The sequence below is a fragment of the Nonomuraea gerenzanensis genome (assembly GCF_020215645.1).
Taxonomy (GTDB): domain Bacteria; phylum Actinomycetota; class Actinomycetes; order Streptosporangiales; family Streptosporangiaceae; genus Nonomuraea; species Nonomuraea gerenzanensis.
The window spans coordinates 1,938,094-1,952,553 of the sequence record NZ_CP084058.1 but is presented as its reverse complement, the minus strand read 5'-3'; the positions used below and the strand labels follow the sequence as shown (position 1 = coordinate 1,952,553).

Here is a 14,460-nt window from a genome sequence, read left to right as displayed (position 1 = left end):
GCCTGCGGGATGGTTCTGGATGTCCTCCTAAAGGAGGAGACCGCCGTGAAATACCTGGTGAACGAGGGGAACGCCGGGCCGGTAAGCCAGATGGACATAGGAGGGGGCATCGAGGATGACGAGGTCCGCGCGAGTGCCGCGCCGCAACCAGCCTACGTCCGTACGGCGCAGCGCGCGCGCCCCGCCGTACGTGGCCGCCCTGATCGCCTCCAGCGGCGTCATCCGCATCTCGCGCACGGCCAGCGCCACGCAGAACGCCATCGACGAGGTGAACGACGAGCCGGGGTTGCAGTCGGTGGCCAGCGCCACGGTCACCCCTGCGTCGAGCAGCCGCCGCGCGTCGGGATACGGCGACCGCGTGGAGAACTCGGCTCCGGGCAGCAGCGTGGCCACCGTCCCCGACGAGGCGAGCGCGTCCACGTCGGCGGCGCTCAGGTGGGTGCAGTGGTCGGCGGAGGCGGCGCCCAGCTCGCACGCGATGCGCACGCCGGGGCCCTCGGAGAGCTGGTTGGCGTGCACGCGCACCCCGAGCCCCGCCTTCTGCCCGGCGGACAGGATCTCCCGCGTCTGGTCGCCGTCGAACGCGCCCCGCTCGCAGAACACGTCCACCCACTTGGCGTACGGGGCGCACGCCTCCAGCATCTCCCCCGCCACGAGCCGGACGTAGGCGTCGGTGTCCATGTCCGCCGGCACCACGTGCGCGCCCAGGAAGGTGGTCTCGTCGGTGAGCGTGGTGGCGATCTCCAGCGAGCGCCGCTCGTGCTCGATCGACAGGCCGTAGCCGCTCTTGATCTCGACGGTGGTGGTGCCCTGCGCGCGCATCTCGCGTACCAGGGAGAAGGCGTGCGTGGCCAGCTCGGCCTCGCCGGCCTCGCGGGTGGCGGCGACCGTGGTCCTGATGCCGCCCCCGGTGTACGGCTCTCCGGACATGCGGGCCTGGAACTCGGCCGTCCGGTCACCGGCGAAGATCAGGTGGGCGTGGCTGTCCACGAAGCCGGGGATCACCGCCCGGCCCGCCGCGTCCACGCGCTCGTCGGCGGCGGGCGCCTCGGCGGCCGGGCCTGCCCAGGCGATCAGGCCGTCCTCGATGACGAGCGCGGCGTCGGCGAGCTCCTCGCGCTCCGGGTCGCCGGTGTAGAGCAGCCCGATCCGGTCGATCAGCGTGGTGGTGGTCGTGGTCATCGCAGCTCCTCGATCGCTTCGGTCAGCAGGGCGGCGACGTCGCCCAGCACGTGCCTGCCCTGCGCGACCACCCGCCGCCCGCCGGACACCACGGAGTGCACGTCGGCCGCCGTCGCCGCGAACACCACGGCCTCCAGCCCCGACGTGCCCGCCGTACGTACGGAATCCAGCCGCACCGACACCAGGTCGGCCCACGCGCCGGGCACGAGCAGGCCGGCGTCGGGGAAGCCGAGCGAGGTGTGGCCCGTGCCCGCGGCGGCGGCGAGCAGGTCGGCGGCGGGCCAGTGGCCGCGCCTCCTGCTGGCCAGCCGCTCGTTCAGCTCCATGGCCCTGGCCTCCTCGAACAGGTCGATCATGGCGTGGCTGTCGGAGCCCAGCGTGAGCTGCGCGCCCCGGTCGGCCGCCGCCCTGGCGGGGCCGATGCCGTCGGCGAGGTCGCGTTCGGTGGTGGGGCACATGCAGATGTAGGTGCCCGACTGGCCGAGCAGCTCGATGTCCACGTCGGTCAGGTGGGTGGCGTGCACGGCGGTCGAGCGCGGGCCGAGCGCCCCGCGTTCGTGCAGCACCTGCACGGGGGTGGCCGCGTACCTCTCCACGCAGGCCGTGTTCTCCGCCCGCTGCTCGGAGACGTGCATGTGCAGCGGCGCCGCGTGCCGGTGGGAGAAGTCGGCCACGACCGGCATCTGGTCGGGAGGCACCGCGCGTACGGAGTGGATGGCCGCGCCGATCTCCACGTCGGGCTGCCCCTCGTAGGCCGCCGCCAGCAGCCCGGCCCTGGCCGCCCAGCGCTCGGAGTCGCCGTCGCTGAAGCGGAGCTGCACCTCGGACAGGGGCACGCCGATGCCGCCCGAGAGGTAGCAGGTGTCGAGCAGCGCGATGCGCAGGCCGGCGGCGCGGGCCGCGCGGATGAGGGCGTGGCCCATCGCGTTCGGGTCGTCGCGGTACGGCCGCCCGCCCTGGTCGTGGTGCAGGTAGTGGAACTCGCCCACGCACGTGATGCCCGCCAGCGCCATCTCGGCGTAGACCGCCGTGGCCAGGCGCTGGTAGGAGTGCGGGTCGAGGCGGGCGGCCACCTCGTACATGTGCTCGCGCCAGGTCCAGAAGTCGCCCGCGCCGCGCTGGGTGGCGCCGCGCAACGCCCGGTGGAAGGCGTGGGAGTGGGCGTTGGCCAGGCCGGGGATCGTCAGCCCCGGCAGGCGTTCGGCCGATCCAGGCGGGCCCTGGTCGATGCGGGTGATCCTGGCGCCGTCGATCTCGACGAGCACGTCGTCGGCGACCCCGTCGGGCAGCCAGGCCCGCTCGCACCAGTAGGTCAGCGACACAGCTCCTCCAGCACGTCCGCGAGTGCCACGACTCCCGCCTCGCAGTCTGCCCGCTCGGCGTGCTCGCCGGGGGAATGGGACACGCCCGTGGGGTTTCTGACGAACAACATCGCGCTCGGGACGCCCGCCGCGGCGAGGATTCCGGCGTCGTGCCCGGCGCCCGTGGGCAGGATCGGCGCGGGCGTGTCGCCCCCGGCGGCCCGCGCGATCCGGTCCCGCAGCGCCGGGTCGAAGGTGACGACCGGGGTCCACGACTCCTCGCGCACCTCCGCGTCCTGGGACAGCTCGGCCACCAGGGCCCGCACCTCGCGCTCGTCCGCGCCGCGCGCGTCGAGCCAGGCCGAGACCAGGCCGGGGATGGCGTTGGCGTTGCCGGGCGAGACGCGCAGCTTGCCCACCGTGGCCACCACCCCGCGCCGCCCGGCGGACTCGCGGGCGGCCAGCACCATGCGGGCCAGCGGCAGCATCGGGTCGTCACGGTCGGCCAGCCTGGTGGTGCCCGCGTGGTCGGCCCGCCCGCGGAAGTCGAAGCGCCACCGCCCGTGCGGCCAGATCGCCTCGGCCACGCCCACGGGACGGCCCTCGGTGACGAGCCCGCGGCCCTGCTCGACGTGCAGCTCGACGAACGTGCCGACGGCGGCCAGCGTCTCGTCGTCGCGGCCGAGCAGGTGCGGCTCGCGCCCGGCCCGCTTCAGCACGTCGGCCAGGGTGTCGCCGTCGTCGTCGGTGAGCGCGAGCGCCCGCTCCGGCGGCAGCACCCCGGTGAGCAGCCGCGAGCCCACGCACGGCACGCCGAACCTGGCGCCCTCCTCGTCGCTGAAGCAGGCAACGCCCACGGGCACGGACGGCGTCACGCCCCGCCGGCGGAGCAGGTCGAGGGCGGCGAAGGCCGACACCACGCCGAGCGGGCCGTCGTACGCGCCGCCCTGCCGTACGGAGTCGAGGTGGCTGCCGGTGACGACGCCGGGCCGCTCCGGCGACGGGTCGCCCCACCAGGCCCAGAGGTTGCCGTTGCGGTCCTCGCGCAGGGCGAGGCCGCGCCGCGCGGCCTCGCCCCGGAACCACTCCCGCAGCTCCAGATCGGCTTTCGACCACGCGTCGCGGAGGTAACCGCCGGTCTTCGGATCTCGTCCCAGGTGCGCGAGTGGCTCAAGCATGGAGCCAACTCTAGTGAATGGATCCATTCACCTCAGTTCACCGGCCCTCCTCTGGGCCGCAGGGTCAGCTCGGTGAGGTGCGCGTCGGGCCCGGCCGTGACGACGGCCAGCACCGCCCTGGCGACGGTCTCCGGCCGGAGGTACTTCTCCGGCTCGAACTCGCCTCCTTCGAAGGCGCGCACCTGGCGCTGCATGTCGGTGGCCGTGCGGCCCGGGTAGACGGTGGTGACCCGCAGCGCGGGCTCCTCCAGCCGCAGCGCGTCGGCGAACGCCTTGAGGGCGAACTTGCTGGCCGCGTACGACGCCCAGTCGGGGTTGGCCCGCTGCCCCGAGCCCGAGTTGACGCACACCACGTGGCCGGCGGCGGCACGCAGCGCGGGCAGCAGCAGCCGGGTCAGCTCGGCGACCGCGACGACGTTGACCTCCATGGTCCGCCGCCACACCTCGGCGGGCTGGTCGGCGATGCGGCCCAGCACGCTCACCCCGGCGCTGTGCACGAGGACGTCGAGCCGCTCGATGCCCTCGACGTCGGCCGCCGTGACCCGGGTCAGCTCCACCGGCCAGGGCCGGGAGCCGGGCAGCTCGGCGGCCAGCGCCGCCAGCGAGGTTTCGTCCCTGCCGCCGAGGAGCACGTCGTGGGTCGGGGCCAGGGCTCTGGCGACGGCCGCGCCGACACCCTTGGAGGCGCCGGTGACCAGCGCCTTCGGTCGATCAGTCATAGGACGAAGCTTAGGGGCCGTGATCGCGGGGATCACCCGGGCAGGAACGTGCCGGTCTCCTCGGTCATCCGCTCGTACTCGTCGAGCCTGGCCTGGGTGCGCAGCGGCGCCGCGTCGGCCATGGCCTCCACCAGGGCCATGGCCAGCGCCAGCGGCGCCGCGTGCGAGTCGAACACGAGCCGGTCCCCCACGGGCGCGTCCAGCACGATCTCGGCGGGGAAGTCCGCCTTGTCGGTGATGGCGGCCACCCTGAGCCCGAGCTTCTCCGCGTACTCCAGCCCCTGCAGCACCTCCGCCGGATAGCGCGGCAGCACCACGGCCACCACCCACTCCGCGCCGGCCCGGCGGGCCGCGTGCAGCCCGTCGATCAGCTCGGAGCCGCCGTGGGTGAGCAGCCGCACGTCGGGGTGGATGCGGCGGGCGTAGTAGGCGAACGTGGTGGCCAGCCCGCACGAGACGCGCAGCCCGAGCACGGGCAGCGGCTCGGTGGCGGCGAGCTGCTCGCCCAGCTCCTTGAGCGGGAACGCCGCCAGCCGCTCCCTGACCAGCGCCAGGTTGCGGATCTCGCAGTCGATGGCGCCGCGCAGCAGGCTCTCCTGCGGCGCCTCCACGCCGCCCCCGAGCACCAGCGGCCGCAACGCCTGCCGCAGCTCGGGGTAGCCGGCGAAACCCAGCACCATGGCGAACCTGGTCACGGAGGGCTGGCTGACCCCCGCCCGCTCGGCCAGCTCCACGCTGGACAGGAAGATGGCCTCGTCCAGGTGCTCGCTGAGATAGTGCGCGATCCTCCGTTGTACGGGCGACAGCCTCCGGCCATCCAGGAGCACGTCAAGCCCACCGTGATATCCGTCCGCCACGCCACCTCCAACGCCGCAGACCCGGCATTCTCATCCCGTATAAGAGTCACGACGTCCGCATGGGAATACGTACTCCTCGGTCGGCGGCGACCTGTGCGGCCTCCTCGTAGCCCGCGTCCACGTGCCGCATCACGCCGGTGCCCGGGTCGTTGGTGAGCACGCGGTTGAGCTTCTCGCGCGCCAGCGCGGTGCCGTCGGCCACCGTCACCTGACCGGCGTGGATGGAGCGGCCGATGCCGACCCCGCCGCCGTGGTGGATGGACACCCAGGCGGCGCCGGAGGCGGTGTTGAGCATGGCGTTGAGCAGCGGCCAGTCGGCGATCGCGTCGGAGCCGTCGGCCATCGACTCCGTCTCGCGGTAGGGGGAGGCGACGGAGCCGCTGTCGAGGTGGTCGCGGCCGATCACGATCGGCGCCCGCAGCTCGCCGGAGGCCACCATGTCGTTGAACCGCTCGCCTGCGACGTCGCGCTCGCCGTAGCCGAGCCAGCAGATGCGTGCCGGCAGTCCCTGGAAGTGCACCTTCTCGCCGGCCTTGGTGATCCACCTGGCCAGCGCCTCGTTCTCGGGGAACAGCTCCAGGATGGCCCGGTCGGTGGCGGCGATGTCGGCCGGGTCGCCGCTCAGCGCGGCCCAGCGGAACGGGCCCTTGCCCGCGCAGAACAGCGGCCTGATGTAGGCGGGCACGAAGCCGGGGAAGTCGAAGGCCCGCGCGTAGCCGGCCAGCTTGGCCTCGCCCCTGATGGAGTTGCCGTAGTCGAACACCTCGGCCCCGGCGTCCTTGAAGCCCACCATGGCCTCGACGTGCGTGGCCATCGAGGCGCGGGCCCGCTCGGTGAAGCCGGCCGGGTCCTTGTCGCGCTCGGTGGCCATGTCCTCGAAGGCCACGCCGAGCGGCAGGTACATCAGCGGGTCGTGGGCCGAGGTCTGGTCGGTGACGATGTCGATCTCGGCGCCGCGGGCCAGCAGGTCGGGCAGGGCCTCGGCGGCGTTGCCGACGACGCCGATCGACAGCGGCCTGCGGGCGTCGCGGGCCTCGTACGCCAGCCGCAGCGCCTCGTCCAGGGAGGCCGCCTCGACGTCGAGGTAGCGGTGCTCGATGCGGCGGGTCACCGAGCGCGGGTCGCAGTCGACGCAGATGGCCACGCCGCCGTTCATGGTGATGGCCAGGGGCTGGGCGCCGCCCATGCCGCCGAGCCCGGCGGTGAGCGTGATCGTGCCGGCCAGCGTGCCGCCGAAGCGCTTGGCGGCGACGGCGGCGAACGTCTCGTAGGTGCCCTGGAGGATGCCCTGGGTGCCGATGTAGATCCACGAGCCGGCGGTCATCTGCCCGTACATGGTCAACCCGGCCGCCTCCAGCCGCCGGAACTCCTCCCAGTTCGCCCAGTCGGGCACCAGGTTGGAGTTGGCGATGAGCACCCGGGGCGCCCACTCATGGGTGCGGAACACGCCCACGGGGCGCCCCGACTGCACCAGCAGCGTCTCGTCGCCCTCCAGCGTGGTCAGCGTCCTGACCAGCGCGTCGAACGACGCCCAGTCACGCGCCGCCCGGCCCGAGCCGCCGTAGACGACGAGCTGCTCGGGATGCTCGGCCACCTCGGGGTCCAGGTTGTTCTGGAGCATGCGCAGCGCGGCCTCCTGCGGCCAGCCCTTCGCGGTGATCGTGGTGCCTCGCGGGGCGCGGACTGTCCTGCTCATGGGTGGTGGTCCCTTCGTGAATGAACCCATTCACGAAGAGACTAACCCGGAATGCCGCCGTCAGCCGCAGTGGAAGACCGGGCTGTTGTAGTTGGCCCACGAGTTGTCCTTGGCCTGGACGCCCGCCTGGACCTGGACGCAGCGGCCCCTGCCGGGGACGGTGACCGGGCCCGCGTACTGGCCGAACTGGCCGCTGTCCTGGCCGACCTTGTAGAAGTCGCGGTGGCACCTGCTCACCGACCAGCCCTTGCCGCAGGCGTACAGGGAGAGGATCATCCCCTTCTTCGTCCCGTAGTTGACCACGCGGTCGAGGCGGGCGCAGTTCTTGCCCGTGGCGGAGCTGTAGTAGAGCTTGAGCGTGCCGTAGGTCTTGCCGCCCTTCTTCACGGCGATGCTGTCGACCAGCCTGCCGCCGCAGGACGCGGCCTCGGCCGGGGTGGCGCCGACGGCGAGGGGAGCGACGCCGCCCCCCACCAGCGCGAGGGCGGCCAGACCGATCTTGGCGAGCTTCACAGAGATCATTCGCCCGACCGTAGCCCTCAACTCCTAATTATGGATGTCCGTAAACCGACAAGATCGTTAACCCACCAGGAACTGGGTGGCCGCCAGCTCCCTGTAGAGCTCGTCCGCGCCCACCAGCTCGTCGTGCGTGCCCACGGCCCGCACGCCGCCCGCCTCCATGACCACGATCCGGTCGGCGCCCGTCACCGTGGACAGCCGGTGCGCGATCACCAGCACCGTGGTCTCCCGGGCGACCTCGGCGATCACCTCGCGCAGGCGCAGCTCGTTGACCGCGTCGAGCTGCGAGGTGGCCTCGTCGAGCAGCAGCAGCCTGGGCTTGCGCAGCAGCGCCCTGGCGATCGCCACGCGCTGCCGCTCGCCGCCCGACAGCAGCACGCCGCGGTGCCCGACCGGTGTCTCCAGCCCCTCGGGGAGCCTGTCCACCAGGTCGTCGAGCCTCGTGCGGACGATCGCGCGGCGCAGCTCGTCCTCCGTGGCGTGCCTGGCGGCGAAGAGCAGGTTCTCCCGCAGCGTGCCCGCCAGCACGGGGGCGTCCTGCTCGACGTAGCCGAGCGCGCCCCGCAGCTCGCCCAGCGGCCAGTCGCGGATGTCCCTGCCGCCGACGAGGATCGTGCCCGCCTGGTGGTCGTAGAAGCGCTCCAGCAGCGCGAACACCGTGGACTTGCCCGCTCCCGAGGGCCCGACCAGCGCGGTCAGGCCGCCCGGCGGCACCTCGAAGCTCACGCCGTCGTGCACGACGGGGCGGTCGTCGCCGTAGCGGAAGACCACGTCCTCGAAGCGCACCCCGACCGGCCGGCCGTCCTCCGGCGCGGCGACGCTCACCGGCTCGGCGGGCAGGTCCTCGATCTCCTTGATCCGCGCCATCGCCGCCAGCCCCTGCTGGAGCTGCACCCCGCCCTGGACGAGCTGCCCGATCGGCGGCACCAGGTAGAACAGGTAGAGCAGGAACGCGATCAGCGACGACACGTCCAGCGTGCCCGAGGCGACCCGCGCGCCGCCCACCGCCAGCACGGCCAGGAACGAGATCTGCACCGCCATCCACGTCGCCACCCCCGCGAGCGACGTCCAGCCGGCGACCTGCAGCCCGCGGTCGCGGGCGCGCGTGGCGGCCTGGCCGACCTCGCCGATCTCCCGCTCCTCCGCGCCGCTGGCCTTGACCGTCCGGTACGCCTGCAGCGCCCGGTCCAGCACGGCCCCCATCTCGCCCACGGCCTCCTGGGCGTGCGACTGCGCCCGCTGGATCCTCGGCATGATGAGCGCGACCATCCCGCCGATCACCACCACGATCAGCAGCGTCACCAGCAGCAGCACACCGTCCATCGCGGCCATCATGACGATCGCGCCGACCAGCATGAACGCCGCGCTGACCGACTCCACGATGCCGTTGGTGAGCACGGCGCGCAGCAACGTCGTGTCACCGGTCACCCGCGACAGCAGGTCGCCGGGCTTGAGCCGGTCCACGTCGGCCACCTTGAGCCGCAACATCCGGTCCACGAGCCTGCGCCTGGCGCCGAGCACGATGCCCTCGCCCGTGCGCTCCATCAGATAGCTTCCCCCGGCCGAGACGACCGCGCCGACGAGCACCGCCACGGTCAGCCAGAGCAGCGGCCCGGCCATCGACCCGCCCTGGCCGAAGGCGTCCACCACGTACTTGGCCAGCAACGGCATCGACAGGCCCGCCGCGGAGCCGATCAGGCTCAGTAACCCGCCCAGCAGCAGGACCTTCCGGTGCGGGCGGACGTAGGCGAGCAACTCCTTGACCACCGCGTCTCCTTTCATCGCTCAACTCCCCGACAACGAACGGTGTGCCGCGATCGGCACCCCCGATACAGCGTCAACTTAAATTGACGACCTAAGTATGTCAACCTTGGTTGACCCTCATTCTCAAGGAGGAGACCGACATCCGGCGGCGGCCCACGGACGAATAGGGCGTCGAGGAATCCGGCCGGAACCTCGAACGTCACGATCAGCCCTTCCGAAAGGACCGAACATGGAGCTCCGGATCAACCGGCGTGCTCTAGTCGGACTTGGTCTCGCCGTAGCGGTCGCCGCGTCGTCGATGGCCGTGCTCCGCACTGACTCCGGCACCGCTTCCTCACACCGCGAGGCCCCAGCGATCTCGAACGACCCGCAGCACGACAACACTGACGTGTACGCGTTCGTCAGTCCTGACAAGCCCGACACCGTGACCTTGATCTCGAACTGGATCCCGTTCGAGGAGCCCAACGGCGGCCCGAACTTCTACCCGTTCGCCACCAAGTCGCGGCACAACATAAAGATCGACAACAACGGTGACGGCAAGTCCGACATCGTCTACGAGTGGACGTTCCGCAACGAGGACAAGCGTGGCAACACCACCTTCCTCTACAACAACGGCCCGGTCACCTCGCTGGACGACGAGAACCTGCTCTTCCGCCAGCGCTACACGCTCAAGCGGATCACTCCGGGCGGCTCCAAGACCCTGGTCAGCGACGGCATCGTCGCCCCCAGCAACGTCGGCGCCGCCTCCATGCCCAACTACGCGAACCTGCGCAACCAGGCGATCAAGAGCCTTCCCGGCGGGGGCAAGACCTACTCCGGGCAGGCCGACGAGGCCTTCTTCCTGGACCTGCGCGTGTTCGACCTGCTCTACGGCGGTGACCTGTCCCTCGTCGGCCAGGACACCCTCAAGGGCTACAACGTCAACACCGTGGCCATCCAGGTGCCCCAGGCCGACCTGGCGCTCAAGGGCGACCCCAAGCGCAACCCGGTGATCGGCGTCTGCTCCACCACCGACAAGTTCAACGGCAGCTCGTTCGTGCAGGTCTCCCGCCTGTGCAACCCGCTGGTGAACGAGCTGGTGGCCGCCGCCGGCATGAAGGACGCCTACAACGCGCTCGACCCGTCCAAGGACGCGGACGTCAAGGCGCTGGTCGACCGGGTGACCAACCCCGAGGTCGCCAGGCTGCTGGAGTCCATCTACGGCATCAAGGCGCCCGCGACGCCGCGCAACGACCTGGTCCAGATCTTCCTGACCGGCATCGCCAAGAACAACGGCCCCATCAAGGCCGACCTCAACGCCCAGTCGCTGAACAAGGACGCCGGCAAGCAGCGCGGCTCCGAGCAGCTGCGGCTGAACATGTCGATCCCCGTCACCAAGGACCCGAACAGGCTCGGCGTCCTCGGCGGCGACCTGCAGGGCTTCCCGAACGGCCGCCGGCTCGCCGACGACGTCGTGGACATCGAGCTGCAGGCCGTGGCCGGCGCCGCGCAGAGCGGCAAGCTCATCCCCGGCCTGACGGACAAGGTGGACGCCAACGACAAGCCCTTCGACAAGACGTTCCCGTACATCCCGCTGCCGAGCAACGTGGCAGTGAACCAGCGATGACCGCTTGACCGGCCGGTTCCCTCTCCAAGCCGGCCGGTCCTCCCCAGGCGGCAGACCTCCCGTCTCCCATCGTCTGCCGCCACAGAAAAGGGCCGGCCGGCCGTGTTCCCCGTCACGGCCGGCCGGCCCCACTTCCAGCTTCGGAGTCCCAGCACATGCGCGCGTTCGCGATCTTCGCCGGCCTCGCCCTCATCGGGGCCCTGCTCTTCACGATCGTCTCCTTCTCCTCCTCGCCCGCGACCCCGCCCTCGGCCGACCGGCCGGGGCGCGAGACGCTCCAGGAGCGGCTCAAGCGCCTGCCCGGCGACTACCGCGGCTGGGCCGAGCTCGGCCTCCAGTACGTCGACCAGGCCCGGGTCACCGGCGACCCGGCCTTCTACACCAAGGCGGAAGGCGCGCTCGTCACGGCCGCCAAGCTCAACGACCGCGACGACACGGTGCTGACCGGCCAGGCGGCGCTGGCCGCAGGACGCCACGAGTTCGCCGAGGCCGTACGGCTCGCCGAGCGCGCCATCGGCGCCAACCCGTACGGGGCCCCGGCCTACGGCGTGCTGGCCGACGCCAGGACGCAGCTCGGCGACCTGAAGGGCGCGCAGCAGGCCGTGGACAAGATGCTGAACCTGCGCCCCGGCGTGGCCGCCTTCGCCCGCGCCTCGTACGCGGCGGAGCTGCGCGGCGACAGGGACGCGGCACGCAGGTACCTGGAGTACGCCCACGCCGACGCCTGGTCGCCCGCCGACCTGGCCTACAGCCGCTACTACCTGGGCGAGCTGGCGCTGCACGCCGGCGACCTGAAGACCGCCGCCGACTGGTACACCAAGGCATTGCAGGCCTACCCCGCCTACACGCCCGCCCTCGCCGGTCAGGCCAGGGCCGCGGCGCTCGGCGGCCGGCTCACCGAGGCGCTCGACCTCTACGACACCGTGGTCCAGCGGCTCCCCCTGCCCCAGTACCTCATCGAGCAGGGCGAGACCCGCATCAAGGCCGGGCAGCCTGCCGACTGGACGCTGCTCGACGCCCAGCGCGAGCTCTTCGAGGCCGTGGGCGTGCGCGACGACCTGACGTGGGCCGAGTTCCTCGCCGACCACGGCGACCCTGAGCAGGCCGTCGAGCTGGCCAGGGCCGAGTACGCCCGCAACCCGAACCTCGTCGCCGCCGACGCCCTCGGGTGGGCGCTGTTCAAGGCCGGCAAGCCGAAGATGGCGCTGCGCTACGCCGAGCAGGCCACCGCCACCGGCTGGCAGAACCCGCTGCTCGCCTACCACCGCGCCAGGATCGAGCAGGCACTCGGCCGTTCCGCGCGGGTGGACCCGGGCTTCGACCCGGCCCTGTCGGCGCTGGCGAGGTTCTCATGAGAGCGGCCAGGCTCGGCCTGCTCGCCGCCCTGGCTGGCCTGCTCCTCACGCTGTTCGCGACCGCGCCGGCCCAGGCGCGGAGCAACCTGCACCCGCTCGGCTGGTTCACCGTCAACCACTACAACGGCCTGCGGGTCTCGCCCGCCCAGATCCACAACCACGCCGTGGTGGACCTGGCCGAGCTGCCGACGCGGCAGGCCAGGCCGGAGGTCGACGCCGGCTACGCCACCCGCCGCTGCGCCGCGCTGGCCGCCGCCCAGCGGCTGGAGGTGGCCGGCCGGGTGGTGCCGTGGCGGGTGACCCGCACGGCGTTCGCCTACGCCCCCGGAGAAGGAGGGCTGGAGACCAGCCGCCTGTCCTGTCAGCTCGTGGCGGAAGTTCGCGCCTCGGGGGCCGTGAGGTTCAGCGACGGGTTCGAGCAGGACAGGATCGGCTGGCGCGAGATCACCGCGACCGGCGACGGCGTGCGCCTGACGGGCTCCTCGGTGCCCGCGACCAGCGTCAGCCGGGAGCTGCGGGCCTACCCCGACGACCTGCTGTCGAACCCGCTCGACCAGCGGGTGGCCACGTTCACGGCGGCGGGCCCCGGCCTGGCCGCGGGCTCCCCCGCCGGTGACGGCGGGCCGTCCGGCGGCCGCACGCTCGGCGTCGAGCTCGGCGGCCCGATCGGCGAGGCGCTGGCGGCCCTGGACCGCACGTTCACGGACCTGATCGGCTCGGACTCGCTGACGCTGCCGCTGGGGCTGCTGGCGGTGGGGCTGGCCGTGGTGCTCGGGGCGGGGCACGCGCTGATCCCCGGGCACGGCAAGACCATCATGGCGGCGTACCTGGCGGGCCGGCGCGGCCGGCCGCGCGACGCGCTCGTGGTGGGCGCGACGGTGACGGCCACGCACACGGCCGGGGTGCTGGTGGTGGGGCTGCTGCTGACGGTGTTCACGGCGCTGGCCGGGGAGTCGGTGCTGGCCTGGCTGGGGGTGGCCAGCGGCGTGCTGATCGCCGTCATCGGCCTGCGCCTCCTGCTCAACTCGCGCCGCCCCGCCCTGCACGGGCACGGGCACGGGCACGGGCATGGGCATGGGCACGGGCACGGGCACGGGCACGGGCATGGGCATGGGCACGGGCACGAGGGGCCGGGCAAGCGGGCGGGGCTCATCGGGCTCGGGGTGGCGGGCGGGCTCGTGCCCAGCCCTTCGGCGCTCATCGTGCTGCTCGGCGCGATCGCGCTGGGCCGGACCTGGTTCGGGGTGGCGCTGGTGACCGCCTACGGCGTCGGGATGGCCGCCACCCTCACCGTCACGGGGCTGCTGCTGGTCAAGCTCGTGGACCGGCTGGAGCGGCGCGCCTCGGCCGGGCGGCGGCTGGCGGCCGGGATCTCGGGGCTGGCCCCGCTGGGCACGGCCGCCATGGTGATCCTGCTGGGGGCGGGGCTGGCGCTGCGGTCGGTGGCGGCTCTCTAGTCGATCTCCGGGACGTCGTCGGAGTCGTAGTCGACGTCACCGTCTTCGGCCCGCCGCAGCTTGATGTCGTCGATCCAGCCCTGCGTGAACCGCCGGATCTCCTTGATCTGCTCCTCGGGCACGCCATGGACCTCGAAGTTCTCATCCGGCATGAGGTCGACGAACTCCAGCCGCGAGAGCAGCTCGTGCACGGAGAAGAAGTCGTGGTGCATGGCGGCGAGTCGTTCGAGCGCCCGGTAGGAGAAGTGCTGGGAGACGGCCGCGATATCGATGATGTCGCGGGCGAGACTGCGCTCGTGCAGGGCCCGCATCTTGAGCCCGACGGCGTCATCCAGGCCGAGCACCTTCAGCGTGCCGCAGGTGACAGGCCGCTGCTGCAACGCCTCGCGCAGAAGATCGAACTCGCAGGTCTCGCCGGTCGCGAGGTCGCGCACCATCAGCCTGCCCATTCGGGGCGTGACCTCGATGACCGACGCGTCCAACGCCGCCTCTCGGAACGCTCCGATGACACCTTGCGCGACGTCGGGCAGCGGCATGTCGATGGCGGTGGCGAAGTCGAGGCCCTTGCTCGGCCGGTCGGTGAAGCCATGCGCCTTGAGCGCGTAACCGCCCGCGAGCACCAGGCCGTAGCGATCACAGACGGGGCGCACGGCACGCAGCAACCGCTCCTGAAAGGGTGGGAACCGCATCAGCCGACGCTCTTCCGCAGAGGAAGCTTCTTCTCCCAGGCGTGCCGGTAGCCCGGCCCCAGCCCTCGGCACAACGTCGGCCAGTCGGACACGGGGGCCTTCTCGTCCAGCCCTTCGTGGAGCGACGGAAGTGCCAT

13 protein-coding genes are annotated in these 14,460 nt (G+C 72.3%); 3 read left to right on the top strand and 10 right to left on the bottom strand.

What is annotated here, in order from left to right; translation table 11 throughout:
* Nucleotides 1-27: 27 nt before the first annotated feature.
* From hutI to LCN96_RS09480, 8 genes are all read right to left on the bottom strand, one after another.
* A complete protein-coding gene (gene hutI, locus LCN96_RS09515) occupies nt 28-1,182 on the bottom strand; it encodes an imidazolonepropionase (protein ID WP_225272226.1) in 1,155 nt (384 codons plus the stop codon).
* A complete protein-coding gene (locus LCN96_RS09510; protein ID WP_225272225.1) occupies nt 1,179-2,504 on the bottom strand; it encodes a formimidoylglutamate deiminase in 1,326 nt (441 codons plus the stop codon). Before LCN96_RS09510 ends, hutI begins: the two co-directional genes overlap by 4 nt.
* Nucleotides 2,495-3,661 (bottom strand): allantoate amidohydrolase, encoded by a 1,167-nt coding sequence (locus LCN96_RS09505; protein WP_225272224.1) that lies wholly within the window; start codon nt 3,659-3,661, stop codon nt 2,495-2,497. The genes LCN96_RS09510 and LCN96_RS09505 overlap by 10 nt, the downstream gene beginning before the upstream one ends.
* A gap of 32 nt (nt 3,662-3,693) precedes the next feature.
* Nucleotides 3,694-4,380: an SDR family oxidoreductase gene (locus LCN96_RS09500; protein ID WP_225272223.1), complete on the bottom strand. Its 687-nt coding sequence runs from the start codon at nt 4,378-4,380 to the stop codon at nt 3,694-3,696.
* 32 nt (nt 4,381-4,412) lie between these two features.
* A complete protein-coding gene (locus tag LCN96_RS09495; protein WP_225272222.1) occupies nt 4,413-5,207 on the bottom strand; it encodes a MurR/RpiR family transcriptional regulator in 795 nt (264 codons plus the stop codon).
* 76 nt (nt 5,208-5,283) lie between these two features.
* Nucleotides 5,284-6,933 carry a urocanate hydratase gene (hutU, locus tag LCN96_RS09490; RefSeq protein ID WP_225272221.1) on the bottom strand — a complete coding sequence of 550 codons (1,650 nt, stop codon included), beginning with the start codon at nt 6,931-6,933 and terminating at the stop codon, nt 5,284-5,286.
* 60 nt (nt 6,934-6,993) lie between these two features.
* The gene (locus tag LCN96_RS09485; protein WP_225272220.1) at nt 6,994-7,455 is read right to left on the bottom strand and encodes a hypothetical protein; all 462 of its coding nucleotides are present in this window, start codon (nt 7,453-7,455) and stop codon (nt 6,994-6,996) included.
* Between the two features lie 57 nt (nt 7,456-7,512).
* Nucleotides 7,513-9,234 (bottom strand): ABC transporter ATP-binding protein, encoded by a 1,722-nt coding sequence (locus tag LCN96_RS09480; RefSeq protein WP_225272219.1) that lies wholly within the window; start codon nt 9,232-9,234, stop codon nt 7,513-7,515.
* A 211-nt stretch (nt 9,235-9,445) separates the two neighbouring features.
* Between LCN96_RS09480 and LCN96_RS09475 the strand changes: the two genes are divergently transcribed.
* From LCN96_RS09475 to LCN96_RS09465, 3 genes are all read left to right on the top strand, one after another.
* Complete coding sequence (locus LCN96_RS09475) at nt 9,446-10,822, top strand: DUF4331 domain-containing protein (RefSeq protein WP_397351865.1); 1,377 nt, start codon at nt 9,446-9,448, stop codon at nt 10,820-10,822.
* 155 nt (nt 10,823-10,977) lie between these two features.
* The gene (locus LCN96_RS09470) at nt 10,978-12,177 is read left to right on the top strand and encodes a tetratricopeptide repeat protein (RefSeq protein ID WP_225272218.1); all 1,200 of its coding nucleotides are present in this window, start codon (nt 10,978-10,980) and stop codon (nt 12,175-12,177) included.
* A complete protein-coding gene (locus LCN96_RS09465; protein ID WP_225272217.1) occupies nt 12,174-13,634 on the top strand; it encodes a nickel/cobalt transporter in 1,461 nt (486 codons plus the stop codon). Before LCN96_RS09470 ends, LCN96_RS09465 begins: the two co-directional genes overlap by 4 nt.
* On the opposite strand, the gene LCN96_RS09460 is transcribed toward LCN96_RS09465, so the two are convergent.
* Nucleotides 13,631-14,323: a nucleotidyl transferase AbiEii/AbiGii toxin family protein gene (locus LCN96_RS09460; RefSeq protein WP_225272216.1), complete on the bottom strand. Its 693-nt coding sequence runs from the start codon at nt 14,321-14,323 to the stop codon at nt 13,631-13,633. The two genes, LCN96_RS09465 and LCN96_RS09460, sit on opposite strands and share 4 nt — an antisense overlap.
* Nucleotides 14,323-14,460, bottom strand: coding sequence for a hypothetical protein (locus tag LCN96_RS09455; protein ID WP_225272215.1), 138 nt, complete (start codon nt 14,458-14,460; stop codon nt 14,323-14,325). The genes LCN96_RS09460 and LCN96_RS09455 overlap by 1 nt, the downstream gene beginning before the upstream one ends.